Raw genomic sequence first — 25,041 nt, forward strand, 5'->3', positions numbered from 1 at the left:
GGGGGTTCCGGAAACTTCCGTGTATTTGTGGGCCCCCAGGGCCCGTAAATATGCGTTCCGGAACCCCCACCCCGGAGCCCCCACCCCCGAAACCCACGACCACCCGCACCCAGAAATCAAGACCCGCCGAAACGAACCGCAAGAACCCCAAGCGCGCGCCGCACGGCGACAACGCACCGCACGGCGATCACGCCGCCTGCCCCTGCGCATCCAACCGCGCCCCGAACTCCCGCACCACCGCCTCATGCCGAAACGGCTCCAACCGCTGCTGCAGGTCCTCCAGATACTCCGCCCCCCGGTTCGACCGCAGACCGGCCAGCAGATCCAGCGCCTGCGTACCTGTATGGCACGCCTGCTCGACCTCCCGCAACTGCACCTGCGCCGACGCCAGCAGCACCAGATCGATCGCCCGCCGCCGCACCCGCGACTCCGGGTGCCCGCTCAGCGCCTCCTCCGCGCGCCGCTGCGCCGGCTCCGCCTGCCCCAGGTCCCGGTGGCAGTGGGCCAGTTCGTCGGCGAGATAGGCGTGGTCGAAGTGGACGATCCACGCCGGGTCGTCGCCCGAGGCCGACCCCTCGGCCGCCCCGGACACGTCCTTCTCCACCTCCCCCGCCCGCTCCATCGCGGCGAGCGCCTGCCCTGCCACGACCTGGAACGCCCGCCCGTCCCCCAGCAGCGCGTGCCCCCGTGCCTCCGCGGCGTAGAACATCGCCTCCGCACGCGGCGTGACCCGCCCCCGCGCCCCTTCCTGGGCGGCGCGGGCGAGTTGCGCGATCTCCCGCGGGTTGCCGAGGGACGCGGCGAGGTGACTCATTCCGGCGGCGAGCACGTACCCCCCGTAGCCGCGGTCGCCCGCCGCCTGGGCCAGCCGCAGGGCCTGGATGTAGTACCGCTGCGCCAGACCGGGCTGGCCGGTGTCCACGGCCATGTAGCCGGCGAGTTCGGTCAACCGGGCGACGGCGGCGAAGAGTTCACGGCCGACGGATTCCCGGTAGGAGCCGCCGAGGAGCCCGGAGACCACGCTGTTGAGGTAGTGGACGACCACGGGACGGACCCGGCCGCTGCCGAAGCGGTGGTCGAGTTCGACGAGGGCCTCGGTCATGGCCCGCACGGCGTCCACGTCGGCGAGCCCGACCCGGGCCCCGGCGGTGCGCGCGACCTGTGCGTCGACACCAGTGATCAGCCAGTCGCGACTCGGCTCCACGAGGGCCGAGGCGGCGACCGTCGCGCCGCTCAGGAAGTCGCGCCGCCCGACGTCGCTGCGCCACAGCTCGCAGACCTGCTCGATGGCGCCCAGCACGGTCGGCGCGAACTGCAGGCCCACCCCGGAGGCGAGGTTCTTGCCGTTCGCCATCCCGATCTCGTCAATGGTGACGGTCCGGCCGAGCTTCCGTCCCAGCGCCTCCGCGATGATCCCGGGGGCGCGGCCGCGCGGCTGCTGCCCGCGCAGCCAGCGGGCGACCGACGTCTTGTCGTAGCGCAGGTCGAGACCGTGCTCGGCCCCGCACATGTTGACCCTGCGGGCCAGACCCGCGTTGGAGCAGGCAGCTTCCTGAATGAGCGCCTGCAACCGTTCGTTGGGTTGACGCGCTACAAGCGGCCTGGCGGCCATGGCACTACCCCCTTGGTCGACGCCCCTGTTCTCTGCCCATCCCGAATCCTGGGAATTCGTGCTATTTCTGCTGTTCATTGTCTTGCGAGGTGATTCGGTGAGATTTCCGGAGGACAGCTGCGCACCCCGGGGGCCGCGGCGTCCCAGCCGCCGCGCACCGCCACGCGCACACCGCACACCGCCCGCGTCCGGACGCACCGCCGCACGCGGCATCACCACCTACTGCTCCCGACCGCCCTCGCGCACGGCGCGGAACGTCGCACGGGGATCGGCGCGCACGCCCGGCGGCCGGCGCCCGGTCAACGCGCCCGCGCCCCGCACACACCACCGCGGCGGGCCCACCGCGGTGAGCCCTCGCCGCGCACATCAGCCACCGCACACATCGGCCGCCCGCACACGCGCCACAGCGCCGGACTCACCACCGGCACGCCACCGCGCACACCCTGCCGCGTATGCACTACCCCGCCCCCACACCCGTTCTTCCGCGCGCCCCCGCCGATGCGCCCATGCGCCCCGGATGCCAAAACGATGCGCCTCTGGCACGCCCGTGTGGCCCGTAACCCTTGTTGGGAGGGGGAGTTGTGCTGCGTGTGGAAGAGACCATTGGAGTGACCGGAACCGATGTCCCTCATATCCCTCAGCAGCGCGGGGACGCCCTGCTCGACACCGCCGTGCGATACGTGGAGGAGCGCCACTGGGACGTGCTCCCGGGCACCTGGCTGGAGCCCGCCGACGACGGGGCCGAGCGCTGCTCGTGCGCCGCACCGGACTGCCCCGCTCCGGGGGCGCACCCGGCCCGCCCCGACTGGGCGGCGCAGGCGACGGGCAGCGCGTCGGTGGCCCGACGGCTGTGGGGGAAGCAGCCGCGGGCGGCGATCCTGCTGCCGACGGGGCGTGCGTTCGACGTCCTGGACGTGTCGGAGGCGGCCGGGTGCCTGGCGCTGGCCCGGATGGAGCGGATGGCCGTGCCACTGGGGCCGATCATCTGCACCCCGGACCGCCGCATGCTGTTCCTCGTGCTGGCCGGGGCGGCGCCCAAGGTGCCGGACCTGGTGAGGCGGCTGGGCATGCCGCCGCAGAGTCTGGATCTGGTGGCCCGGGGTGAGGACGACTGCGTGGTGGCACCGCCGACGCGCATCGGCTCGCGGGGCGCCGCACAGTGGGCCCGGCGGCCGACGGCCACGAACCGGTGGCTGCCGGATGTGGCAGAACTGATCAGTCCGCTGGTGTACGCCTGCGGGCGGGAGGCCGCCGAGTCGCGCGGCCACTGAGCCGAGCCGCCCGGCGTCCTGAGGACCCCTGCCGCGGGGCGCTCCGGCGTCCCGGCGTCCATGCTCCGGCGTCAGCGCTCCGGCTTCAGCGCCCCGGCATCTGGCTTCCGGCGTCGGCTTTCCCGCGTCCTGAGCCACCGGAGGCCGTGCTCCTGTGCCGGGCGCGGTGCCGCCCGGCCATCGGCGGGCCCGGCAGGGCGCCGCACGGGCCGCGGGCAGTTATCCACAGGGTGCCGCGGCCCGTCCCCTCGCCCGTATCGTGTTCGACGGATGGGGGGCGCAGGACGCCCCCACGGGGACGTCGAAAGGCACCGCTGTGTCAGGGGAACGAGACGAGAAGGACCGGGCGGCGGACAACGCCGCTCGGGAGCCGGCCGGCCGGGCCACCGCCGCCGGGACCACCGAGCCCGCCCGTGCGGAACCACCTGCGGACGCCCGTCCCGGCGACCGCGCCGCGGCCGCGGGGGCCGTACAGCAGCCCGCGGTGCGCGTCCAGGGCCTGTGGAAGCGCTTCGGGGAGCAGGTCGCCGTGGCGGGGATCGACCTGGAGCTGCCCGCCGGACAGTTCGTGGGCCTCGTCGGCCCGAACGGCGCGGGCAAGACCACCACGCTGTCGATGGTGACCGGTCTGCTGCGGCCGGACTCCGGCCGGGTCGAGATCGACGGTCACGACGTGTGGCAGGACCCGGTCGCGGTGAAGTCGCGGATCGGCGTGCTGCCGGAGGGGCTGCGCCTGTTCGAGCGGCTCTCCGGCCGGGAGCTGCTGGCCTACACCGGGCGGCTGCGGGGGCTGCCGGGTGAGGAAGTGGACCGGCGCGCCGCCCAGTTGCTGGAGGTCCTGGATCTCGCCGGCTCACAGCACAAGCTCGTCGTCGACTACTCGACCGGCATGCGGAAGAAGATCGGGCTGGCGTCGGCGCTGCTGCACAACCCCCGGGTGCTCTTCCTGGACGAGCCGTTCGAGGGCGTGGACCCGGTGTCCGCCCAGACCATCCGCGGCGTACTGGAGCGCTACACCGCGTCGGGCGCCACCGTGGTCTTCTCCAGCCATGTGATGGAGCTGGTGGAGAGCCTCTGCGACTGGGTGGCGGTGATGGCGGCGGGCCGGATCCGGGCCCGGGGGACGCTGGCGGAGGTGCGCGGCGACGCCCCCTCGCTGCAGGCCGCCTTCCTCGAACTGGTCGGCGCGAGCGCCGGGGCGTCGGGGCAGGATCTGGAGTGGCTCGGCGGCGCCCGGTGAGCGCCGGCACGGCGCCCGCGGCGCCCGTCGCCCCCGCGCTCACCCCGGTCTTCGTTCGGCTGAAGCTGTCGCTGCTGCGCAACGGCCTGCGCCAGTCGTCGGGCCGCCGGGTCGCGTATGTGGCGTCCGTCGTGGTGACGCTGCTGTTCGCGGCGCTGCAGCTGATCGGGCTGATCGCACTGCGCGGCAATGCGCACGCCGCGGCGCTCACCGTGGTCGTCGTGGCGCTGCTGGCGCTGGGGTGGGCGGCGATGCCGCTGTGGTTCCCGGGCGGTGACGAGACGCTGGACCCGACACGGCTGGTGATGCTGCCGCTGCGGCCCCGGCCACTCGTCAGGGCACTGCTGGTCAGCTCGTTGATCGGGATAGGCCCGCTGTTCACCCTGACGCTCGTCGTCGGCTCGGTGATCGCCGTGGCGGACGGCGCGGCTGCGGTGGCGGCCGGGGTGCCGGCGGCGGCGCTGGTGATGCTGGTGTGCGTGGCGCTGTCGCGCGCGGTCGCGGCCGCCAACATCCGGCTGCTGACCAGCCGCAAGGGCCGCGACCTGGCGCTGCTGAGCGGCCTGTTCATCGCCATCGGCCTGCAGTTCGTCAATCTGGGGGCGCAGAAGCTGGCCGAGCCCGACGGGCTGAAGGTGCTGGAGCCGGCCTCGGAAGTGCTGCGCTGGCTGCCGCCGGCCTCGGCGCTGGACGCCGTCCGGGCGGCCGGGGAGGGCGCATACGTCCAGTGTCTGGCCCAGTTGCTGGCGAACGCCGTGGTGCTGGTGCTGCTGCTGCGGTGGTGGCAGCGGAGTCTGGTGCATCTGATGACCGCGCCCGACGGCTCGACGCTGCAGGCGGTGACGCAGGAGCAGCAGAAGGAGGGCCGGAGCGCGGGGCTGGCAGGACTGTTGCCGGCAGGCCGTACCGGAACGGTCATGCTGCGCACGCTGCGGTACTCCTGGCGTGACCCGAGGTCGCGTGCCTCCTGGGCGACATCGCTCGGGGTGGGCCTGCTGCTCCCGTTCGTCTCGGCGCTGCAGGGCAACACCAGCGTGTACACGGCGTGCTGGGCGGCGGGCCTGCTGGGCCTGCAGATGGGCAACCAGTTCGGGCAGGACACGTCGGCGTTCTGGATGGTGGCGCAGACGATAGCCTCCCGCCGCGACGCTCTGCTGGAGCTCCGTGGCCGGGCGATGGCGCTGGGCGCCGTGGGAGTGCCGTTCGTGCTGCTGGTGACGGTGGGTACCGCCGCGTATGCCGGGCAGTGGGACGCGCTTCCGGAGGTGCTGGGCCTTTCGCTGACGCTGCTGGGCTCCCTGGTGGGGACGGGCGCGCTGGCCTCGGCCGTGTTCCCGTACTCGATTCCGCAGGACAGTGGTCACAAGAGTGCGGCACCGGGGCAAACAGGGCTGGCCTGGATCAGTTTCGGCGTCTCGCTGCTCGCCGGGCTGATCGTGAGCGCACCGGTGCTGGGGCTGACGATCTGGCTGCATCTGGCCGGCGCGCACGCCTGGCTGTGGCTCGTCCTGCCGCTGGGCGCGGCCTACGGGCTGGCGCTGGTGGCGCTCGGCCTGCGCATCGCGGCGCCCCGGGTGTCGGGCCGGCTCCCGGAGATCCTGACGGCGGTCAGCAAGGGCTGACCGGGCGGCGGGGCGGGGAGCGTCGCGGGGCACGGGGACGGGGCGCGGCTCAGGAGCGGGACGCGGGCCGGGCCAGGTCAGGCCGGGCCGGGCCGGGCCGGGTCAGGCCAGGTCGGCTCAGGCCAGGTCGGGCCAGGCCAGGTCGGGCCAGGCCAGGTCGGGCCAGGCCAGGCCAGGGAGCGTCGCGCCACCTCCGGGAGGGCCACCCTCGGATCTGTGAGGTTCCCGTCCGCCTGCCGGTGTCCTTGACTGGTCGTCACCGGGCACCCCGAGGGGTGGCCGGGTCAGACACCCAACTACCAGTACTACGGGGGCACATCGTGCGCTTCACGAGGAACGCTTTCGCCGTCGGCATCGCCGCCACCCTGTCCGCTGTCGCCTTCGGGCTCAGCGCGCCGGTGGCGCAGGCGGCTGAGTCCGCCACCCCGGGCGGGGTGGACTGTCATGGCTGGACCCACGCCAACAACCCCGACCACGGCATCGCGGGCTGCACCAACAACACCGGCCACCCGGTCACCTTCCGCGCGGAGATCGTCTGCGGGCGGGCCCCGGACGTCTCCGGTCAGTGGGTGACCCTGGCTCCGGGGCAGTACTCGGAGTCGCAGGGGGTCTGCGCCCTCTACAGCAGCGGCGTCGGCCGGGTCGGCTGGACTATCCAGTAGACGGTCCGGACCGAAGGTGGCCCGGCGCGGTGGGGGGGGCCGCGCCGGGTGGCCCGACAGCGGCTGGGGCCGGAGTCCTGTACGGACTCCGGCCCCAGCCGTGTTGTGTGGTGTCCCGCGCCGGGCGGACGGTGTCAGCCGGTGGCGGCCTCCGTGCCGCGCCAGGACGGCAGCAGTTCGTCGAGCAGGGCCTCGGTGCGCGGCGGCAGGCCCCGCGCACCGCCGCTCAGGGCGTTGTTGTGGGCGATCAGGGACTCCGCGGTGGACTCCAGCAGGGCCGCGTCACCGGTGGCGTGGGCCGCCCGGAGCTGCTCGTTCCAGAGCCGCTCGTCCGACGGCGCCGACGGCAGCGCGGTGTTGAGGGCCTCGATCGCCTTCTCCGGGTGCTCGGCGCCCAGGTGGTGTTCGGAGAGCGCGAGCGCCACGTCCGCGACGAGCAGCGGCAGCCGGGCGTCGATGATCTCGTGGGAGAGCCAGCCGTAGCGGCCCGCGGGCCGGTCCGCCAGGAGCGGGCCCCGGACCAGCGCGAGGGCGTCGGTGAGCAGCCGTTCCCGTACGGAGGCCCGCTGCGCACCGCTTCCCGCGGTCGCCTCGTGGTGCAGGGTGCGCAGCACGTCCAGGTCGGAGACGACGGACCGGGCGAGCGTGAGCCGTCCGGTGTCGTCGGTGGCGAGCCGGGGGGTGCCGTCCGGGTCGTTGCCGAGCCAGCCGCGCAGCCGCTCGATGAGCGAGTCACGGACGTCCTCGGTGGCGCCGCGCGGCCACAGCGCCGACGCCAGGACGCGCGGGTGCACGCCCTCCCGGTGCAGCAGCAGCATGGCGAGCGCTTCGTGCAGCAGCGGGCTGCGTTCGCCGTCGGGGTCGTCGAGGCCCATCACCTCGTACGGGCCGACCAGGCGGGCGTAGACGGCGGGGCGGCCCTGCTCGCTGATGTCCACCATGAACGGCATGCGGGCCCGGTCGGGCTCCCGCTCCTGGCCCTCGGGGGCCGGGTCGGCGTCGGTGAAGAGCTCCACGACCGCCGCGTGCAGCTCCTGCGGCAGCTGCTGCGCCTGGAGTTCCAGGCCGAGCAGCGGGGCCAGCAGCCGGCCGTCGGAGGTGATCTCCAGTTCCCAGGTGGCGCCCGGCAGGCCGGTGGATCCGGCTCCCACCAGGTAGCCGATGCCCAGCCGGCCGGAGTCGGAGGCGAGTTCGGCGATCTGTGCCGCCTCCGCCTCGCCCGGCTGCTCGGCGAGCAGCACCAGGTGCGGTGCCCACTGGGTGTGCTGGGCCGGTCCGGTGCGGCCGGTGAGGACCGAGTCGTGGCCCGCGTTGCCGAGAGCGCGGCGCCGCTGGTCGGTCTCGGCGCCCATGGTCTCCAGCAGAGCGGCGGTGTCCTCGAGGTGCCGGATGCGGGTCGGGGCCAGGGCTCCGAGCTCCTCGCCGAAGCCGACGAGGGTCACGGTCAGCCGGTCCGACCAGCCGTTGGTGGCGAGTTCGGCGGCGACGGACGCCAGCACGGCCGCACGGTCCGCGGCGGCACCGGACAGCGAGACGATGCCCGGCACGGCCTCCAGGTTGAGCATCAGGCGCGCGTCGTCGAAGGAGCCGAGGCTGACCAGCCCCGGGTACGGCGCGGCGGCGCCGTCGGTCTCCGCCTCTACGACGTCGGAGCGCAGGATGCGCCAGAAGGTCTGGTCCTGGCCGAGCTGCCAGGGCGCGGGCGGCTGCCCGGCGGGGTGGGCGAGCTGGAGGTGCAGTTCGCCGTCGGTGAGCCAGGCGGCGTAGACGGTGGGCAGGGTGCGGTTCTCCGCGCCGAGGGCGGCGGCGAGGCCGCGCAGGGCCCGGTCGAGGTCGCGGACGGCGTCCGGGTCGGCGCCGACGAACAGCGCGTCCTGGACGTCCGCGGCGGCGCCGGTGGGCGTCATCAGGTCCGGGGTGCGGCCGCCGACCGCACGCATCGCCGACTGCCAGAGGGCGGCCCGGCGGCGGCGGCCGAGCGCCCCGAGCAGACCGGCGGCGAGCAGCGGGGCGCCCATGAGGGCGTCGGAGAGACCGAAGGAGGACGACTCCTGTGCGGGCGTGGCCTGTTCGGCGGCGGGCGCCGGGCCGCTGTCGGCCGGGCGCTCGACGGAACCGTCGGGGGCCTGGGGGACGACGGAGATGGGCTGGGTGATCTGGTCGCCGGCCGCGTCGAGGCCGCCGCCCTGCTCTCCCGAACCGCCCTGCTGCCCCGCGCCGTCCTGCTGCGCGGTCGGGCTGGACTGGGTGTAGTCGCTGATCTGCTCGCGTACGTCCTCGGAGACCTTCGGCGACGCGTCGGGCATCTCCACGAGTTCGCCGCCGTGGGCGTCCGCGGGCATCTCCATGATCCAGCCGGGGCGGATCAGACTGGCCTGGGAGAGCTGCGAACCGTCGGGCTGCAGCCGGTCCTTGTTGAGCTCGTAGATCTCGTGGTAGCGGCGCCCGTCGTCGAGATGGCGCTGCGCTATCTCCCAGAGGGAGTCGTGGTGGCGGCCCTCGGGCGGCTGGATGCGGTAGAACTTCGTGCCCTGCTCGGCCGACTGCCCGCCCTTGGCCTCGGTCTGCTCGGCTTCCTTCGCGATCCGCTCCGCGGCCTGCTGGGTGGCCTGGACGGCGAGGTCGCCGGGGGTCTGCTGCGCGGCGGCGGCCACCGTCGGCCGGTGGTTGTCCTCGTAGGTCTGGCCGAGCTGGGAGAGGCCGGGCGTGAAGCTCGCGGCGGTCGCGCCGACGAGCAGCAGCGCGGCGACGAGCTGCCGGGCGAGCAGTTGGCTGGGGCCGGCGCCCGGGATGCGGGTGGGGACGCCGACTCCGGACAGCTCGGCCTTGACCTCGACGAGCACACAGGCCGTGAACTGGGCCCAGGCCACCCAGACGACCACCGTCAGGACCTTGATGAAGACCGTCGTGGTGATCTCTTGCTGGAGGGTGGCGAGCGAGGGTATCTCGCTCGGCAGCGGCCAGCCGACGAAGGACGCGAGCGCCGCCGGTACGCCGACGACGAGCCCGGCCAGCGCAATGAACGCGAGAAAGGCCTTGGCGAAGTCACCGGCGGTCCGGCGGCCTCGGGGCAGGGGCCTCGGCTGGGGGGTCGAGGTGGGACTGGGGCGGGCTGTGCGCGCCATGGCGGATGTCCTATGCCTTTGCGGGTCGCCTGGGTGATGGGGAAGTACCGACCCCCCGAGCCTAGTCAGCGGGCCCGGGGGTGTCGAAGGACGGGAGGTCTCCCGTGACCGGTGTGTACGGCGCCGTGTGCGGTGCCGTGTGCGGTGCCGTGTGCGCCGCCGGTCAGCGGTTGATGGCCTGGATCTCCTTGACCGTCACGTCCTGTTCGAACGTCGACAGGCCGTCCGGCAGGGCGGGCTGCTGTGCCGGGCCGTCCGGGTCCGCCGAGTCGGTCCAGGTGACCTTCCAGGTGATCTGCGCCTTCAGCGGGTAGGTGCCGTCGCCCGAGGACTTGCGGTAGGTGACGTTGCAGCCCTTGTCGCCCGAGTCGACCGCGTAGCCGTCGCCGTCCTTGCGCAGGTCGTACGTGCAGGACTGCGGATCGGCGAATTCCGTGCCGGCGTCGATCTTCAGGGCGACCGGGGTGGCCACCGTGGTCGCGGCCACGTTCACGCCGAAGTCGTCGAAGGTCGCGGTGACCCAGACCCGGTCGAGGGGCGCCTCGAACTTCACCTTGGTGTCGAGGTTCACGATCTGCCGGTTAGCCGCCGGGCTCAGCTTCACCGGCGCGGCCGGCAGCTTCATGGCCTTGAACGCGATCCCGGAGAGCACCTCCGGCGAAATGGCCTTCTGGGGCTTGGGGTCGCCCTCCGGCACCCAGACGATTCCGGGGAGGCCGGCGCAGTCCTCCATCCGCTTCGGGGTGTCCGGGTCGCCGCTCATGATCTGGTCCCGGTCGTAGGTCCGGAACCACCAGGCGCCCTTGTCCTTCTCGTGGAAGTCCTTGCCCTTGTCCCAGCCGGGCAGCGGCTTGCCCGTCTTCGGGTCGCGGAGGGCGGTCTTCTTGCTGTCCGCCTTGTACTCCTTGCCGGAGAACTTGGGCTGGGTCCAGCAGAGCGGCGGCGTCCAGTTCGTGTCGACGGGGGTGACCGGCGACGCCCCGGACTTCGCCTTGAGGTTGGTGCGGACCTTCACCCCGGCCGCGATCGTGCCGCTGCCCTGGTCGGAGGAGCCGCTCTGTTCGGTGCCGCTGCCGCCCTGGGTGTATCCGGTGCCGGCGTAGGCCGGGGCCGCGAGGCCGAGTACCAGCGCGGCGGCGACCGGTATCCCGGCCAGGCGATTCCGGTGATGCAGGTGACTGAGGTGATTCAGGTGATTCACTGGCATGCGGCAGCTCCCCGTTCCGACTTCGAGGCGAGGACGCGCCAACTTCCGCCCGTCTTCTGCAACGCCTCGGTGTACGCGATGTAGTCCTGGGCGCTCGGCTCGGTCTTCTTGACCTTGCCCGTCCCGATGTTCCTGCTGAAGGCCTTCGACTGGTCCTCGCAGTAGGTGACCTGTGCGATGTCCTTCCGGACCGACGTCACCTTCCGCTGGTAGTAACGGAAGGTGCCGGTGACCGTCTCATTCCGCCCGTCGGCCTGCTCCGCCTGATCCACCAGCGGCGGGCGGGCGGTGTCGTCGACGTAGCGGCCGATGGCCGGGGACTTCGGGTCCCGGCCGGTGAGGTACTCCAGCCGTCCCATGAGGGTCTTGGCGTGCCCCTCGAGGACGGCGTCCTTCGCCTTGTCGCCCGTGGTGTCCGCCTCGACGGCCACCGTGACGTCCTTCGGCAGGTCGAAACCGGCCGTGGACACCCGGCGCCGGTCCGTCGAGTGCGAGGGAGCGGGCTCGCTCGCCCCCTGCCCGGCACCCTCGATCTTCCCCGAGCCCTTGGGTTCCGCACTGCTGCAGCCGGTGAGCAGCAGCGCCGTCGCGACCGCGAGGGCCACGCCGACGCCCGTGGGAGCGATGCGTTCCATCATGTGAGGGGAGAACCTCCGCTTTCTGAACGGTGTGGGGGGGGAGGAGTGATGCCGGACGGCGACGTCAGCCCGTGCGGATCTCGGCCCGGGACTCGCCGTGCACGGTGATCTCACGGTCGTAGAACAGCCCCGTGAGAATCGGCCGGTACGTCAGCTGGATGTCGACCTCGACGAAGTCCACATCGCCCCCGGTGCACCGGGCCCGCGCGGCGTCCGGGCCGCTGAGCCCCGCCTCCTGGGCGAACTCGCGCACCCGCTGCCCGCAGTTGGCGTAGTTGATGGGTGCGGCCCCGCCGCGGTTCTCCCGGACGGCCTCGATGTCGATGTCGTTGGCCGCGTACCGGGCGGCCTGTTCCGCGATGTCGGCCGCGCGCTCGCGCTGCGAGATGGACAGCCCGCCGTCGATGACGAAGCCGGCCAGCGCCAGGAACAGCACCGCGAAGATGATCACTGCGCCGGCGCCGGAGCCCCGGTCGTCGAGCCGTCCCGCGTACCGGGCCCGGCAGCGTACGCGCAGTGCCGTCGGCTCTGTCATGCCGCCCTCCGGTAACGGTCGAGCGGTGAAGTGGAGGTTCCGGTCAGCTTCGTGGGAATGTCCAGACCCAGCATGTCCAGCCCGCGGACCTGGCAGCTGACCTCGACGGTGAAGAATCCGCCCGCCTTGAAACCGGCGCTCGTCTTCCGCACCGTCACGCCGCCGGCGCACACATCGGCGAGGTCCGACTCCGCCGCCTTCCGCGCCTCGGACATCGCCAGCCCCGGGTCCTTCTGGATCGAGCCGGCGCGGGCCGCGTCGCGGGCCGCGCCGTCGACCGCGCCCCGCCCGTCGACCAACTGCCCGAAGGCGACGAGCACCAGGATGAACAGGATCATCACCGGCGCCAGGATGACCACCTCGACCGTGGACAGACCGGCGTCCCGGCCCGCCGAATCCCCGCGGCGCGCACCAGTGTCCCCGGTGCGCGCGGGGGGCCGGACCGCGTCCCGCGGCTGTGCCGCGGCGTGCTCCCGCGTCATCAGCCCTCCTCTTCGACGAAGCGCTCGACCGGGCCCTGCGACTGCGCGTGCACCGTCAGGTTCAGCCCGGGGAAGACCGACGGCACGTCCGCCTCGATCTCCACGCCCACCATGTTCTGCTCGGACTGCACGGCCTTCACGGCCGGTGCGGTGAGGAGCTGCGGCCCGAGCTGATCGATGTAGCCCTGCGCCTTGGACGTCGCCTTGCCACGCCAGCCGCCCGGGTTCTCGTCCGCCTCGGCGCGCGCCTCGCGCGCGCCCGCCTGCGCCGCCGCCTGAGCGACATGATCCGCGAAGAAGTACAGCGCGAACTGCACCGAAGCGAAGATCATGAAGAACAGGACGGGCGTCAACAGCACGAACTCGATCGCGGTCATGCCCCGATCCCCGCCCGTACGCCCCCGGCGGTCGCCGGAACCGCTGTCGCCGCGCGCGGCGGCCGGCCGGCGTCGCACGCCCCGGCGCAGCGCGGTGGCGCCCGGCAGCGATCCGCGGCCGGGTGCGACGGTGGTACGTCTCATGCTGTGCGTCCCCGTGGAAGTTCGTTGGCCGGTCGACCGGCCCGTCAGCAGGTTCCGGTGGCCTTGGCGCCCTCGATGCAGTCGCCGACCTTCTTCGCGCCGTCCTTCAGCGCGGCGTTGATGAGACCGGCGACGACACCGACGATCGCCACCACGACCGCGGAGATGATCACCCACTCGACGGCGGACGCGCCGCGGTCGAGCTCGCCGGAGCGGGCGCGCTGGATGCGGCCCTGGAGGAAGGTCAGCAGGAAGTCGACAGCCGGGTGGCTGATCCGGGATCCGAAGTTCATGGTTGGTGTCCTCTCGAATAAGTGGGGTTGGGAAGAAGGGGTCAGACCTGGAACACGCGCATCGCCGCCGGGAAGATCAGGAAGACCAGGAAGCCCGCACACAGCAGAAGCTGCGCGACCAGCATCGACTGCGACTTCTCGCCGGCGCTGCCCTCGATCTCCGCCATCTCCCGGTGCCGCATGGTCTCGGCCCGGGAGGCCAGGGATTCCCGCACCTTCGCGCCGTCGTCGGCCACGAGCGCCAGCGACGACGAGAGATCCTTGAGCTCTTCCACGCCCAGCTCCTCGCCGAGCCGTCCGAGCGCCTGCCACTGGCTCGTACCGGTGATCCGGGCGTCCGACAGGCAGTTGCGCACCCGTCGCAGCGCCCAGCCGTCACTGATCTCGGCCGCCGCCATCAGGGCCTCCGGGAGGCCCCGGCCACCGGCCAGGTTCATCGACACCAGGTCCAGATAGGCGCCGATGACCCGGCGGAGGTCCCGGCGCTTGTCCGCCGCGTCCCGCCGGACCTCCAGGTCCGGCAGCATGAAGAAGATGCCGGCGAAGAGCAGCGCCAGCCAGACCGGGACGATCGGGCTGCTGCCGACGCCGAGCACCCAGGCGACGGCGAAGAGCAGCGGGCCGAAGAACAGCCCCGCCGCGGCGAGCAGCACCTTCGTCGCCAGGAACGACTCCCAGCTGCGGTCGAGCACCGCCAGGTCCGCGCGCAGCGACCGCTGTTCCCACCCCTGCTGGAGGTAGAAGTCCGCGACCCGGCGGCCCACGTCGGAGCGGAGTCCGCCCAGCTTGCCGGAGTCCGTGGTGGCGTTCTGCGCGCTGTGCGAGACGCCGCGCGCCCGCATCCGGTCGATCTCCGCGAGCGTGGACAGGGAGCTGCGCCGGGTGGGGACCAGGGCCCGCACCAGGATGTAGACGCCGAGTCCGAAGACGGCTCCGATCAGCACTGTCGTCGTCATCGCGACGCCACCTCCTCCTGCTCGGAACGCGGACGTACGAACGTCACCGCCGGCTGGTCCCGGGTCAGGAAGCGGGCCGGGGTGTCGATGCTGGAGAGCTTGCGCAGCCACCAGAAGCCCATCGCGAACAGCCCGCACACACCGGCCAGTACGAGCTGCCCGACCGGCGAACCGTAGGGCTCGACGAACTGCGGGTTGAAGATCGACAGGCCGAGCACGAACGCCACGCTGACGCCGACGACGATCTGCACACTGCGCCGGGTGCTGGAGCGCTGCGCCATGACGCGCTGCCGCATGTCGACCTCCTCACGGGCCGACTTGGCGAGGGCTCCGAGCACCTCGCGCAGACCGGGCCCGCGCAGCCGGGCGTTGAGGATGAGGGCCGCGATGATGATGTCCGCGGACGCGTCGTCGATCTCGTCGGCGAGGTGCTGGAGGGCGTCGGGCAGCGGTGTACGCGCCCGCAGCCGGTCCACCAGGGCGTCGAGGTGCGGGCGCAGGGCGGGCGTCGCGGCGCGCGCGGAGGCGGGGATGGCCTGTTCCAGGCCGACGGCGCCGGCGATGGTGTCGCGCAGCGACTCGGTCCAGGCGGCGAGCGCCTCGACCCGGCGCATGGCGGACCGTTCCTCCTTGGCGCCGCCGAACAGCCGGTCCCAGACGAAGACCAGGATGCCGGCGGCGAGGCCCGCGACCGCCCAGCGGGTGAGCAGCAGGACGACCAGGCCGACGCCGGCGGCGAGCGAACCGCGGCGGCTGGCGAAGCGCGCCAGCTCCGCCGCCCGCTCGCTCGCCTTCGCCTTCTCGTGTTCGGGCTTGGCGGGCAGCCCGCGCACCGCCACGATCAGCAGCGCCACGCCGCCTCCCACGACGACGCCGGACAGCAGTGCGTACAGCACGGGCAGCGAGAAGATGCCGCCCAGGGCAGAGATTCCGTTCATACGGCCGTGGTCACCCCCAGGTCCCGGACGGCCGGTAGCCGTGGACGGTCAGTTCTTCGAGGCAGGAGATGGGCGCGTGGGGCACGATCCGCCCGTCGGGCATCTCGGCGAACACCTCGCTGGACAGCACGCGGCCGTCGACACCGTTGACCTCGCGGACCGAGGTCACGGTGCGGCTCAGCCGCCCGCCGCTGTGGAAGTTGTTCCGGCGCTCGATGAAGACGACGAAGTTGATGGCTCCGGCGATGAGCATCTGGCTGGCCTCGATGGGCAGCCGCTCGTTGGCCTGGAGCGCGTAGGTGGAGATACGGCTGAACACCTCGCTGGAGCTGTTCGCGTGGATCGTGGACAGGGAGCCGTCGTTGCCCTGCGACATCGCGTTGAGCATGGTGACGATCTCGTCGCCGAGGACCTCACCGACGATGACCCGCGAGGGGTTCATGCGCAGCGAACGGCGCACGAGCTCCGCCATGCTGATCGAGCCCAGCCCCTCGGAGTTGGGCAGCCGCTCCTCGAACGCCACCACGTTGGGGTGCAGATCGGGGAACTGGTCCAGGCCGAGCTCCAGGGCGCGTTCCACGGTGATCAGCCGCTCGTGCGGCGGGATCTCGTTGGCGAGGGCCCGCAGCAGGGTGGTCTTTCCGGCGTTGGTGGCCCCCGCGATCATGATGTTCTTGCGGGCGCGCACGGCGCAGGCCAGGAAGTTGGCGACCTCCGGCGAGATGGTCCCGTTGCCCACCAGGTCGGCCATGAAGACCTTGCCCATCCGGGCCCGCCGGATGGACAGCGCCGGGCGGCGGGTGACCTCCATGACCGCGGAGAGCCGCGAGCCGTCGGGGAGCCGCAGGTCGAGCTGCGGGTTGGCCGAGTCGAAGGGGCGGGACGACAGACCCGAGTAGGCGCCGAGGACCTGGATGAGCTCGACGAGCTCCTCGTCGGTCTCGGCGACGGCGTCGCCCTGCACCTCACGGCCGTCGGCGTACCCGACGAAGACGTGGTCGCAGCCGTTGATGTCGATGTTCTCGACCTCGGCGTCGTCGAGCAGCGGCTGGAGCCGGCCGACGCCGAACAGCGCCGCGTGCACGGCCGCCGCGTACGCCTCCTCGGTCTCGGCGTCCAGCGGCGACCGGCCCGCGTTGATCTCGGCCCGGGCGTACTCCTCGAGTATCTGGGCTATGACCGCGCGGGCGTACTGCCGCTCGTCCTCGGTGGACATCGGGGCGACGCCGGACGTCTGGTCCAGACGGCGCTGTTCCGCGATCCGGTCACCGGCCTCCTGCCGGAACCGCTTGACGAGGGAGTGGTCGACGACGCTGTGGGCCGGCTGCCCGGGAGAGCCCCCCAGGGTGTGTCCTCCGCCCAGGGTGCCGCCACTCACTGCACGGCTCCGGTGCCCGGCATCGCCGGCCCGGCCCAGGCGGAACCGAACTGCTGGTGCAGATCGCCGACGACCTTGCGGGCGGAGCGGATCAGCAGGGACTTCTCCACCCGGCCGCGCTTGCGGCCCGACAGCTGCCCGGCGCCGACGGCGTCCTCGGCGATCACACCGACGACCCGGGCACCGGTCTGCGAGGCGACGAGCATGTCGTTGACCTGCCCGGGCAGCCGCGTGTTGCCGGGGTCCGCGATGAGCAGCACACCGATCAGCGGCAGACCGAGCTGCGCGGCGCCGCGCTGGGCACCGTGCAGCTTGGCGGAGAGCGCCGCGGCCCGGTCCCGGATCCGGGCGAGGTGCTCGGGTTCGGTGCGGGCGAGCAGCAGGACCAGCGCGGCCTGCGAGAGCATCTCGGAGACGGCCGCGTCGGGGCCGATGCGGCCGCAGTCGGCGATGACGTCGGCCGGCTGCTGGGCCGTCTCGGCGAGGCCGTTGAACGCCCGGCCGAGCGTGGGCCACAGGCCGGCGAGGCCGACGGCCTGCTCCGCGTTGCCGAGGCCGACGACGACGTCGAGGCCGCCGGACATCGGCTGGGCGTGGTCCCAGAGTTGTTCCGCGGCGAGGCCGCGACGTGCGGTGGCCGCGATGGAGAGCATGCCGATGTTGGGGTCGAGCGGACCGCCGTGCGCGGCCGCACTGCGGTAGACCAGATCCCCGCCGGCCGGGTCGGCCTCGGCCAGCAGCACGCGGCGCGGCCAGACGGCGGAGAGTGCGACAGCCGTGGTGGTGACGCCGGGCGAACCCTTGTCCGCGGCGAGAGCGATGAGCGCCATATTCCTTTAGTCCCTACCTGCCCTGGGGACCCGCGTGGATCGCAGGGCCAACGAGTCCGGCATCAACCGGCGTTCTTGGGCACGAGCACGACCGCGACCTGACCGCCGGCGGCCGCCTGCGCCAGTGCCTCGGCCTCGTCCTGGTTGACGAGGAGGGAGACGGGCAGGTCCGAGCTGCTGATGGTCTCACCGGTGGCGGCGGTGACGTCGTGCACCTTGGCGTTCTGCGTCAGGGGGGTACCGGCGGAGCCGGCGGAACCCGCCGAACCGGAGGAGGGCTTGGAGGCGGACGTCTCAGTGCCGACGCGGTACGCGGACACGGTGTCCCCGGTCTTCAGCCCCTTGGGGAACTGCCCGGCCTTGAGGGAGAGTCCGACGACGACCTTGCCCGCGGGAACGCCGGAGTCGTCCGACAGCATCGAACCGACGAGCAGGGAACCTTCGGTGAGATCGGTGGCGGCACGGTATTTCGTGCGGGCCAGCTTGCGCTCTTCCCACTTCACGTATTGCACGCCGGAATCCTCGGCGACCATCACGGAAGCCATCGCGGACTCCGGCACCGGCTTGCCCGCGGGAACGTCACGCGTAATCTTCACAACTTCTATACGTTCCCCGGCCCGCAGCACGAGGACCGTCGCCCCGAGCGCACCGACGAGGATGAGAAGAACTGCGAGAGCGGCAAGCGCGGGCTTACGCTCACGAGGTGCAGAGGGAAGCCTGTCCCCCATTGGCTGACCGGCCCCCGAAGCCCTGTGGCCCCCCGCCGCCGTCCGCTCCTGGACCTTCACGCCACATACTCCCGCACGTCGTCTTCAATTTCGGGCATTCATGCCATACCAGCCCCCACCCGCGCGAATACGTCGCTGGCATGAAGCTGTCAAGTCATCGCACCGTATCAGCAGCCGATAAGCACCTCAAAGCCTGTCAGTGATCGTGAACTTCGGGCGAACACCCCGCAATCCACACGCAAAGCCATGACTCGGGATCACTCTCCGCGTCCATGTCATCATCGATGGGCATCCAGGATCCGATCATCATGGAGAAGATCCTGACGACCCGTAGAAGAACTTGCAGAAGAAGTGGAAGTGACCATGCACGCGCGCACGAAGGCCTGCGTGACCGCACTGACCTCGGCGGCGGCCCTGCTGACCCTCACCGCTTGCGGCGGCGGCTCGAACAGCAAGAATGACGACTCGATCGAGGGAGCGGGCAAGTCCACGACTTCTGCGGACCCGAGCGCGTCGCCTTCGGACGACGGGATCAAGCGGCCCAAGATCACCCTTCCGAAGGACGTGCACAACGTTTTCGAGGGCGGGAAGACGGGCGACCCGAAGAAGGACGCAGTCCTGGCGGACAACGAGCGGGCCATCAACTCGATCGATGAAGTGATCACCAAGGGCGGCAACAAGCAGCCGGGGCTGACCTTCTACTTGAAGGGCCGGGCGCTGATCGATGCCTACGCCTATATCGGCGGCTTCGCCGAGTCCGGGTCCACATTCACCGGAACCACGCGCTATTACAACCGTTCAGTGACGCTACTCAAGGACGGGTCGGCAACGGTGATCTACTGCTCGGATGAGAGCAAGGCCTACAGCAAGAACACCAAGACCCACAAGGTCACCAAGACTTCTCCATCACCGAAGGACTACGCCCTCTACAACGAACGCATGGAGAAGAACAAGGCGGGCGTCTGGCAGTCGACCAGCGTATCCTCGGACGAAGGAGCGAAGCAGTGCCAGCCGTGAGCATCGGGCTGCGGAGGACAGCGACAGTTGTCGCAACTGCCATCGCTGTCGGCATTGCGGCAGCTCCGCCCGCCGACGCCCGAAAAACGCCTTCCGGTCCCCCGCGTCGTGGCACTTCACAAGGCGGGACGCACAGCAACAACATCACTGCCGAGACCAAGGTTCAGACGACCGTCTCCGGAGGGTCTTCCGCCCCCCGGAAGACCGGGAGTCTCGCGTCCTCGGACACGAATTGGACGCCACCCCCATGCTGGTACGAACCGGCCTATACACCGAGTGAGCTGAAGAAGTCAGTCAAGGGCTTCTCCGATGTCCCGCTCATCGGTCATCAGATCTACAACCTCCTCAACAGCATCTACGACAAGGGTCACCCGTACAAGAACTACAACCTTGACAAGCAGGGTGAAGGAGCCTTCTGGTCCGGAGTCGTCAACCCGAACCGCAAGGACGACCCCAAAGCGAATTCCTGCGACAAGATTCCGTTCTGGGTCGACGAGAACGACACCCCGGACGAGCCGATGGCCGTCTCCCCCAAGGTCCTCGCCGAATACGCCTACGACGAACTCCCCGTCCCCGGCACCCGTATCTCGATGAACCCCGTCGGCAAGCAGACGGTCAACCTCGACACCTGGGTCTGGCTGGACAAGGCGAAGTTCAAGCCGATCTCCGTGACCGCGAGCATTCCCGGCACAGGGTTCTCCGCGACCACGACGGCGAAGCCCGTCGCCCTCAGGCTCGACCCCGGTACGGAGGACGCCAAGCTCTACCCGGCGTCCGGCGAATGCCCGATCGGCGAGGACGACAGCATCGGCGCCCCGTACTCCGACGAAAAGAAGGGAGAGACGCCGCCCTGCGGCCTCACCTACCTCCGCTCGACAGCCGGCACGGGCCCGCACCACCTCAAGGCCACGCTCACCTGGAAGATCACCTGGAAGAGCTCCCAGGGACAGGGCGGGCAACTTCCCGACGGCACGTTTGGGAGCACGACCGACGTCACGGTCCAGGAGCACCAGGCGGTCAACCGCTGATCCGAGGCTCCGGCTGCCGGCGCGGCGGTCGGAGCTCCGTCGCCCCCGGAGACCTCGCCGGATGACAGTGCGGGCCGATTCCTCGGCCCGCACTTCGCATTCCGTCCCGGGCCCGACCGACGCCGTCGGACGGCCCCTTCGACCGTCCTACAACGGCAACGTCACCGCGAAGAACTCCCCGCTCCCCAGGTGCAGCAGCCCCCTGCCCGGGGTGACCGGGTCGCCGACGTTGCTGCGGGTGATGCGGACGCCGATCAGTTCGCCGCTCGAGGAGTCCTGCGGGGAGAGCAGCACGCCGCGGCGGCCCTTCTTCATGTCGACCTGCCAGCCGCTGAAGCCGGAGCAGACGTCCTCCTCGTCACCGGCGATGACCAGGGCGAGGCCGCGTTCGTTGCCGCGCTGGACGACCCGCTTGAGTTCGCCTTCCGCGTCGCAGTCGTCGAGCATCTCGCCGTCGTCGATCAGCACCACCACCGGCTGTTCCGGGGAGGCCGTGCTGATGGCCTCGGTGAAGTCGTCCGTCTCGATGTCGTCGTCGGTGAAGACCTGGAGCACCCCGTCGTGGCCGGCCAGTTCCCGGAGCGGGGAGGGGCGCGGTGCCGCCACGACCAGGCGTACGCCGCGGGCCAGGTAGGCGCGCGCCATGTTCATCAGGACCGTGCTGCGGCCGGACTTCGCCGGTCCGGCGATGACGAACGTCGGGGTGCCCTGACCGAGGTCGGGTCCGAAGCCCGTGAGTTCGTCGCCGCCGATGCCCACCAGGCTCCACAGGTCGGACCGGGCGGCCTCCTGGTCCCGCAGCTCCCAGGCCTCCTCGAAGGAGATCCGGCTGGGCAGCACGTCGACGCGGAACGGGCGCTGCGCCCGGGGCACCGCCGCGTCGCGCGCGATCGCGGCCTCGCCGATGGCGGTCAGCGCGGCTGCCTGCCCCTGGCCGGTCGCGTCCTCGGACAGCAGGGCGAACTGGGTCTCGGTCGCCGTCTCGTTCCGGAAGGCGCGGCCCGGCGGGAACTCCTCGGGCACCTTGCGGTGGTTGATGCCGAGCATCGAGAAGTCGGAGCGGTCGGCGAGGCGCAGACCGTACTTGTCCTCGGTCAGCGAGCTGATCCGGCCGACGAGCAGCTGGCGGTCACCGGTGATGACGACGTGGATGCCGACGCTCGCGCCCTCGCGCATCAGCACCATGAGCTGGTCGGTCAGCTCGCCGTGGTTGAGCTCGCCGAGGGTCGGCAGCCAGCCCTCCCAGCGGTCGAGGAGCACCACGATGTGCGGCAGCCGCTCCTCGGCCGGTGCGCCGGCGCGCTGTTCGCCGATGTCCGCGTAGCCGTGTTCGGCGAGGCGTTCCTGGCGGCGGGTGGCCTCGGCCATGAGCCGGTTGACCAGGCGCACCGCCCGCTCGGTCTGGTTGCGGCCGACCACGGCGCCGCAGTGCGGGAGTTTGGTGAGCGCGTTGAGCGCGCCGTTGCCGCAGTCGATGCCGTACAGATGCACATCGGCGGTCGAGTGGGTGCGGGCCAGCGAACCGGCGATGGTGCGCAGCACCTGGGAGCGGCCGGTCCGGGGCGCTCCGGCGAGCAGCAGGTGGCCGAAGGTGGCGAAGTCCACCGCGACGGGGCGCCGCGCCTGGTCCGCGGGCAGGTCCTCGATGCCGTAGGGGGCGGGCGGCAGGGCGCCGGCGCCCTGCACCGCGGGGATGTCATCGAGCAGCAGCGTCTCGTCGAGGGCCGGGAGCCACGGGCTGTGCTGGGACGGGATGCCCAGCTGTTCGTTGGCTTCGCGGACGGCGTCCACGAGCACCTTGAGGTCGGTGATCTCCTCTTCCTCGCGGGCCGCGGACGCGGGCTTCTTCAGCCGGGCCCGCCCGAGCGCCTCCCAGGCCAGCTGCTCGGCCCACGGCGCGGCGACGGCCGGGTCCGCGGCGCCGGGGCGGCGGCCTCCGACCCGTCCGGACTGGAACGGGATGAGCGAGGCCGCACCGGTGCGGACGTAGGCGCGGCCGGGGGTGTTCTTGGAGATGTTCCCGGCCTCGGGCGAGTCGATGACGTCGGCGGACTCGCCGCCGTCGGTCACCCGCAGGGCGATCCGCAGGTTGGTGTTGGCGCGGATCTCCGGCGACACGACACCGCTGGGGCGCTGGGTGGCGAGGAGCAGGTGGATGCCGAGCGAACGGCCTCGCTGGGCGATGTTGACCAGGCCGGTGACGAAGTCCGGCAGGTCACGGACCATGGAGGCGAACTCGTCGATGACGATGAGGAGTCGGGGGACGGGCGCGTGCGAGGGGTCGCGGCGCACCAGGTCCTGGTAGTCCTCGATGTCCTTGGCGTCGGCCGCGGCGAGGATGTGCTCGCGGCGTTTGAGTTCGGCGCCCAGCGACTCCAGGGCGCGTTCGACCAGGTGGGCGTCGAGGTCGGTGACCATGCCGACGGTGTGCGGCAGCTTCACGCAGTCCTTGAACGCCGAGCCGCCCTTGTAGTCGACGAGGACGAACGTCATGTTCTCGGGGGTGTTGGCGACCGCCAGCGCCGCCACGATGGTCTGCAGCAGCTCCGACTTACCGGAACCAGTGGTTCCGGCGATCAGGCCGTGCGGCCCGTCCTTGCGGATGTCGATGCCGAACGGGCCGTCGTACGACTCGCCGATCACGGCCATGGTCGACTGGCCGCCCATCCGCCAGCGTGCGGCCACCGCCGGTCCGGTCGGCGGCTCCATCTCGATGACGTCCAGCAGCCGGCTGGCACCGGGCAGCGCGGAGTCCTCGGTCTCGCCGCTGATGTCGCGCAGCGGGGAGATCATGCGGGCCAGCCGGCCGCACCAGGCGGGGGAGACGAAGTCCGGGCGCACGTCCCGGATGCGCGCCTCGCCGGCCTGTTCGACGCGCAGCCGCAGCGCCGGGGCGGCGGGCTCGCTCCCGGCGGCCGGGGTGTTCCCCGCCGGTGCCGCGTGCCAGGCCTGGAAGGACGGGAACCCGCCGGCCTGCTCGGTCGCGGCGCCGACGGCGGCCGCTGCGCGGTCGGTGATGTGGTCCCGGGCCGGTTCCTCGGCGATCACGAACGCCTTGCACTCACCGGGCAGGAAGCGCTCCTCGGCGTCGAGGCAGAGCGCGTACATGGCGACGGCCGGCCCCTCCTGGAGCAGCCGGACCACACCGGGCATGGAGCGGAGCCGGCGCGAGCCGTCCCAGACCACCACGATGTCCGGGTCGGAGAACGAGGTCCCCTGCGCCCGGCTCTCCTTGGCGGCCTTGATGCGGGCGTCGAGGATCTGGGTGAGCTCGCCGATGCGGGCCGCGACGGTCTCCGCGTCGGTGCCGATGAGGAGGTTGGCGTCGGCCGCGCCCGAGGGGCGGGAGTGCGGCAGCCAGCGGGTCCACTCCCAGCTCTGCCGCCCCGACGCCTCGGTCAGCACGTAGAACTGCACGTCCAGCGGGCTGTGCAGGACCGCGGTCTGGGCGACGGCCCAGCGGGCGAGCGCCTGGGGCGAGTCCCCGGGGCCGGCCATGCCGATGACCCCGTACTCGGCGAGCGAGAGCGAGACCGGGGCGTCCTCGATCCGCCAGGTGACCTGGCGCCGGTGGTCGTCCTGCTCGGGGTCGTCGAGGACGACGGCGGACGGCAGCTGCCCGGTGCCGACGCGCAGCTGCAGATGGTCGGCGTCGGTGCGCCGGCGCTCCCAGAGCCGGGTGCGCGGGCCGGTGCCCAGGCCGAGCACGGTCGCGGGGTCGGGAGCGCCGTGCCGCCGGTCGAGGCGCTCGGTGACCAGGGCCTCCCCGGCGTCCTTCTCGATGCGTTCCTTGTGCTCCTGGTACTCCTTGACGAGCTTGGCGTGCGACTTCCGCCCGTGCTTCTTGTCCATGAAGTAGTTGGCGAACAGCAGGATCGGGCTGAACACCGCCATGATCAGGTAGTACCAGCGCCCCATGACCATGGCCATGGTGACGGCCATGACCAGCGGCGACAGCGCCATCAGCCAGGGCAGCGGCCGGGCTTCGTTCTCCCGCGGGGGCGAGGGCAGCCGGAACTGCGTGGTGCGGTCCGGCGGGCGGAGCCGCGGCGGCCGGTTGTAGTCCAGGCCCGCTCCGTCGTCGGACCACTTCAGGGCCGCGTCCGGCGGGGTGTAGCGGGTGATCTCCAGCAGCGTGTTGCCGACGGCCAGCTGGCCGCCCAGCGGCCAGTCGTCGCCGTCCAAGGCCTCGCCGTCGAGCCTCGCGCCGTCCTTGTCGGCGTGCACGGCGACCTGGCAGGTGCCGTTCGCCGCCACCGAGAGCGTCACGGCCCGGTCGGCCAGTTCGGGGTCGTCGACCCGGACGTAGGAGGCCGCGCCGCGGCCGATGTCGTACCGGCCGACGCCCAGCCGGTGCACCGCCCCGGCACCGGGGCCTCCCGCGACCCGCAGCTCGATGAGCCCCACGGGCTCGCCGGGGAGGCAGCCGGCCGGGTCGCGGAGGCTGACGACGGCGCCGTCGCGCAGCGGTGAGCCGGCGAGGGTCGCCGCGGGGTCCAGCGGGTGCCCGTCCACGTACACCGCGGGAGGACCGCTCGCCGCGCCGCGCTGACTTCCGATGGGAATGATCTGCGCGCCGCCGTGCACATCCACATGACCGGCCAACTCGCCGGCCACCGAATGGATCGGGGACTCGGGCTCGGCATCGAGTACGACATCGGCACTGGCGCCACCGAGCGGGTCGACGACGGTCAGAGTCAGGCGCACAGTCATCCTCCAGGTGGGGGGACCGGGGCCTCCCCCGGAAACGCAGGCCTCGGAACACAGCGACAATATCTGCCTCCTCCGGCCCCGCCGAAGACGGACCGAAGGCGGGCTGAGCGTTTGTCACGCTTCGCCCCGGAGCGCGAATCGGGGGCCGGGAACCGCGGCTGCGCTCCTTGCGACTTCCCCCCTAAGCTGCAACATCAGCGGATCTTCACACCGTCCGCTGGACAGGAGCCACGGGGGTCGGCCCT

The 25,041-nt window shown here is 71.9% G+C and carries 20 protein-coding genes; 6 read left to right on the forward strand and 14 right to left on the reverse strand.

What is annotated here, in order from left to right:
* Positions 1-187 precede the first annotated feature (187 nt).
* Entirely contained in the window at positions 188-1,612 is a 1,425-nt protein-coding gene (locus ABT112_RS27265) for an NsdA family TPR-like regulatory protein (protein ID WP_351513946.1), read from the reverse strand.
* 590 nt (positions 1,613-2,202) lie between these two features.
* Between ABT112_RS27265 and ABT112_RS27270 the strand changes: the two genes are divergently transcribed.
* From ABT112_RS27270 to ABT112_RS27285, 4 genes are all read left to right on the forward strand, one after another.
* Complete coding sequence (locus ABT112_RS27270; RefSeq protein ID WP_351513948.1) at positions 2,203-2,883, forward strand: bifunctional DNA primase/polymerase; 681 nt, start codon at positions 2,203-2,205, stop codon at positions 2,881-2,883.
* 484 nt (positions 2,884-3,367) lie between these two features.
* Entirely contained in the window at positions 3,368-4,123 is a 756-nt protein-coding gene (locus tag ABT112_RS27275) for an ABC transporter ATP-binding protein (RefSeq protein WP_351514002.1), read from the forward strand.
* Positions 4,120-5,745 (forward strand): transporter, encoded by a 1,626-nt coding sequence (locus ABT112_RS27280; protein ID WP_502975465.1) that lies wholly within the window; start codon positions 4,120-4,122, stop codon positions 5,743-5,745. Before ABT112_RS27275 ends, ABT112_RS27280 begins: the two co-directional genes overlap by 4 nt.
* A 320-nt stretch (positions 5,746-6,065) precedes the next feature.
* A complete protein-coding gene (locus ABT112_RS27285; RefSeq protein WP_351513951.1) occupies positions 6,066-6,407 on the forward strand; it encodes a hypothetical protein in 342 nt (113 codons plus the stop codon).
* Between the two features lie 134 nt (positions 6,408-6,541).
* Here ABT112_RS27285 and ABT112_RS27290 read toward each other — a convergent pair whose 3' ends face one another.
* From ABT112_RS27290 to ABT112_RS27345, 12 genes are all read right to left on the reverse strand, one after another.
* The gene (locus ABT112_RS27290; protein ID WP_351513953.1) at positions 6,542-9,532 is read right to left on the reverse strand and encodes an AfsR/SARP family transcriptional regulator; all 2,991 of its coding nucleotides are present in this window, start codon (positions 9,530-9,532) and stop codon (positions 6,542-6,544) included.
* Between the two features lie 163 nt (positions 9,533-9,695).
* On the reverse strand, positions 9,696-10,739 hold the full coding sequence (locus ABT112_RS27295; RefSeq protein ID WP_351513955.1) for a hypothetical protein: 1,044 nt from the start codon (positions 10,737-10,739) through the stop codon (positions 9,696-9,698).
* Positions 10,730-11,377 (reverse strand): hypothetical protein, encoded by a 648-nt coding sequence (locus ABT112_RS27300; protein WP_351513956.1) that lies wholly within the window; start codon positions 11,375-11,377, stop codon positions 10,730-10,732. The genes ABT112_RS27295 and ABT112_RS27300 overlap by 10 nt, the downstream gene beginning before the upstream one ends.
* A gap of 64 nt (positions 11,378-11,441) precedes the next feature.
* Positions 11,442-11,912 (reverse strand): Tad domain-containing protein, encoded by a 471-nt coding sequence (locus ABT112_RS27305; protein WP_351513958.1) that lies wholly within the window; start codon positions 11,910-11,912, stop codon positions 11,442-11,444.
* Positions 11,909-12,394, reverse strand: a complete 486-nt coding sequence (locus ABT112_RS27310; RefSeq protein WP_351513960.1) for a TadE/TadG family type IV pilus assembly protein — start codon at positions 12,392-12,394, stop codon at positions 11,909-11,911. Before ABT112_RS27310 ends, ABT112_RS27305 begins: the two co-directional genes overlap by 4 nt.
* Entirely contained in the window at positions 12,394-12,915 is a 522-nt protein-coding gene (locus tag ABT112_RS27315) for a TadE family protein (protein ID WP_351513961.1), read from the reverse strand. The genes ABT112_RS27310 and ABT112_RS27315 overlap by 1 nt, the downstream gene beginning before the upstream one ends.
* Positions 12,916-12,959: 44 nt before the next feature.
* Positions 12,960-13,208 carry a hypothetical protein gene (locus ABT112_RS27320; protein WP_351513963.1) on the reverse strand — a complete coding sequence of 83 codons (249 nt, stop codon included), beginning with the start codon at positions 13,206-13,208 and terminating at the stop codon, positions 12,960-12,962.
* Between the two features lie 41 nt (positions 13,209-13,249).
* On the reverse strand, positions 13,250-14,164 hold the full coding sequence (locus tag ABT112_RS27325) for a type II secretion system F family protein (RefSeq protein WP_351513965.1): 915 nt from the start codon (positions 14,162-14,164) through the stop codon (positions 13,250-13,252).
* Positions 14,161-15,102 (reverse strand): type II secretion system F family protein, encoded by a 942-nt coding sequence (locus ABT112_RS27330; protein WP_351513967.1) that lies wholly within the window; start codon positions 15,100-15,102, stop codon positions 14,161-14,163. The genes ABT112_RS27325 and ABT112_RS27330 overlap by 4 nt, the downstream gene beginning before the upstream one ends.
* A 10-nt stretch (positions 15,103-15,112) precedes the next feature.
* Entirely contained in the window at positions 15,113-16,447 is a 1,335-nt protein-coding gene (locus tag ABT112_RS27335) for a TadA family conjugal transfer-associated ATPase (RefSeq protein WP_351514004.1), read from the reverse strand.
* A gap of 29 nt (positions 16,448-16,476) precedes the next feature.
* On the reverse strand, positions 16,477-17,310 hold the full coding sequence (locus ABT112_RS27340; protein WP_351513968.1) for a hypothetical protein: 834 nt from the start codon (positions 17,308-17,310) through the stop codon (positions 16,477-16,479).
* Positions 17,311-17,372: 62 nt separating this feature from the next.
* Positions 17,373-17,906, reverse strand: a complete 534-nt coding sequence (locus ABT112_RS27345) for a hypothetical protein (protein ID WP_351513970.1) — start codon at positions 17,904-17,906, stop codon at positions 17,373-17,375.
* A 495-nt stretch (positions 17,907-18,401) separates the two neighbouring features.
* On the opposite strand from ABT112_RS27345, the gene ABT112_RS27350 reads away from it, so the two are divergent.
* Positions 18,402-19,055, forward strand: coding sequence for a hypothetical protein (locus ABT112_RS27350; RefSeq protein WP_351514006.1), 654 nt, complete (start codon positions 18,402-18,404; stop codon positions 19,053-19,055).
* Complete coding sequence (locus tag ABT112_RS27355; RefSeq protein ID WP_351513972.1) at positions 19,043-20,083, forward strand: hypothetical protein; 1,041 nt, start codon at positions 19,043-19,045, stop codon at positions 20,081-20,083. Before ABT112_RS27350 ends, ABT112_RS27355 begins: the two co-directional genes overlap by 13 nt.
* A gap of 147 nt (positions 20,084-20,230) precedes the next feature.
* Here the strand turns inward: ABT112_RS27355 and ABT112_RS27360 are convergent, their stop codons facing one another.
* Entirely contained in the window at positions 20,231-24,790 is a 4,560-nt protein-coding gene (locus ABT112_RS27360) for an FtsK/SpoIIIE domain-containing protein (RefSeq protein WP_351513974.1), read from the reverse strand.
* Positions 24,791-25,041 lie beyond the last annotated feature (251 nt).

The organism is Streptomyces sp. NPDC002055 (assembly GCF_040296705.1).
In the GTDB taxonomy this organism is placed as follows: domain Bacteria; phylum Actinomycetota; class Actinomycetes; order Streptomycetales; family Streptomycetaceae; genus Streptomyces.

Excerpts from the sequence above, each read along its gene's own strand:
- ABT112_RS27265 (WP_351513946.1), bottom strand. The coding sequence starts at position 1,612 with ATGGCCGCCAGGCCGCTTGTAGCGCGTCAACCCAACGAACGGTTGCAG.
- ABT112_RS27290 (WP_351513953.1), bottom strand. The coding sequence starts at position 9,532 with ATGGCGCGCACAGCCCGCCCCAGTCCCACCTCGACCCCCCAGCCGAGG.
- ABT112_RS27295 (WP_351513955.1), bottom strand. The coding sequence starts at position 10,739 with ATGCCAGTGAATCACCTGAATCACCTCAGTCACCTGCATCACCGGAAT.
- ABT112_RS27300 (WP_351513956.1), bottom strand. The coding sequence starts at position 11,377 with ATGATGGAACGCATCGCTCCCACGGGCGTCGGCGTGGCCCTCGCGGTC.
- ABT112_RS27305 (WP_351513958.1), bottom strand. The coding sequence starts at position 11,912 with ATGACAGAGCCGACGGCACTGCGCGTACGCTGCCGGGCCCGGTACGCG.
- ABT112_RS27310 (WP_351513960.1), bottom strand. The coding sequence starts at position 12,394 with ATGACGCGGGAGCACGCCGCGGCACAGCCGCGGGACGCGGTCCGGCCC.
- ABT112_RS27315 (WP_351513961.1), bottom strand. The coding sequence starts at position 12,915 with ATGAGACGTACCACCGTCGCACCCGGCCGCGGATCGCTGCCGGGCGCC.
- ABT112_RS27320 (WP_351513963.1), bottom strand. The coding sequence starts at position 13,208 with ATGAACTTCGGATCCCGGATCAGCCACCCGGCTGTCGACTTCCTGCTG.
- ABT112_RS27325 (WP_351513965.1), bottom strand. The coding sequence starts at position 14,164 with ATGACGACGACAGTGCTGATCGGAGCCGTCTTCGGACTCGGCGTCTAC.
- ABT112_RS27330 (WP_351513967.1), bottom strand. The coding sequence starts at position 15,102 with ATGAACGGAATCTCTGCCCTGGGCGGCATCTTCTCGCTGCCCGTGCTG.
- ABT112_RS27340 (WP_351513968.1), bottom strand. The coding sequence starts at position 17,310 with ATGGCGCTCATCGCTCTCGCCGCGGACAAGGGTTCGCCCGGCGTCACC.
- ABT112_RS27350 (WP_351514006.1), top strand. The coding sequence starts at position 18,402 with ATGCACGCGCGCACGAAGGCCTGCGTGACCGCACTGACCTCGGCGGCG.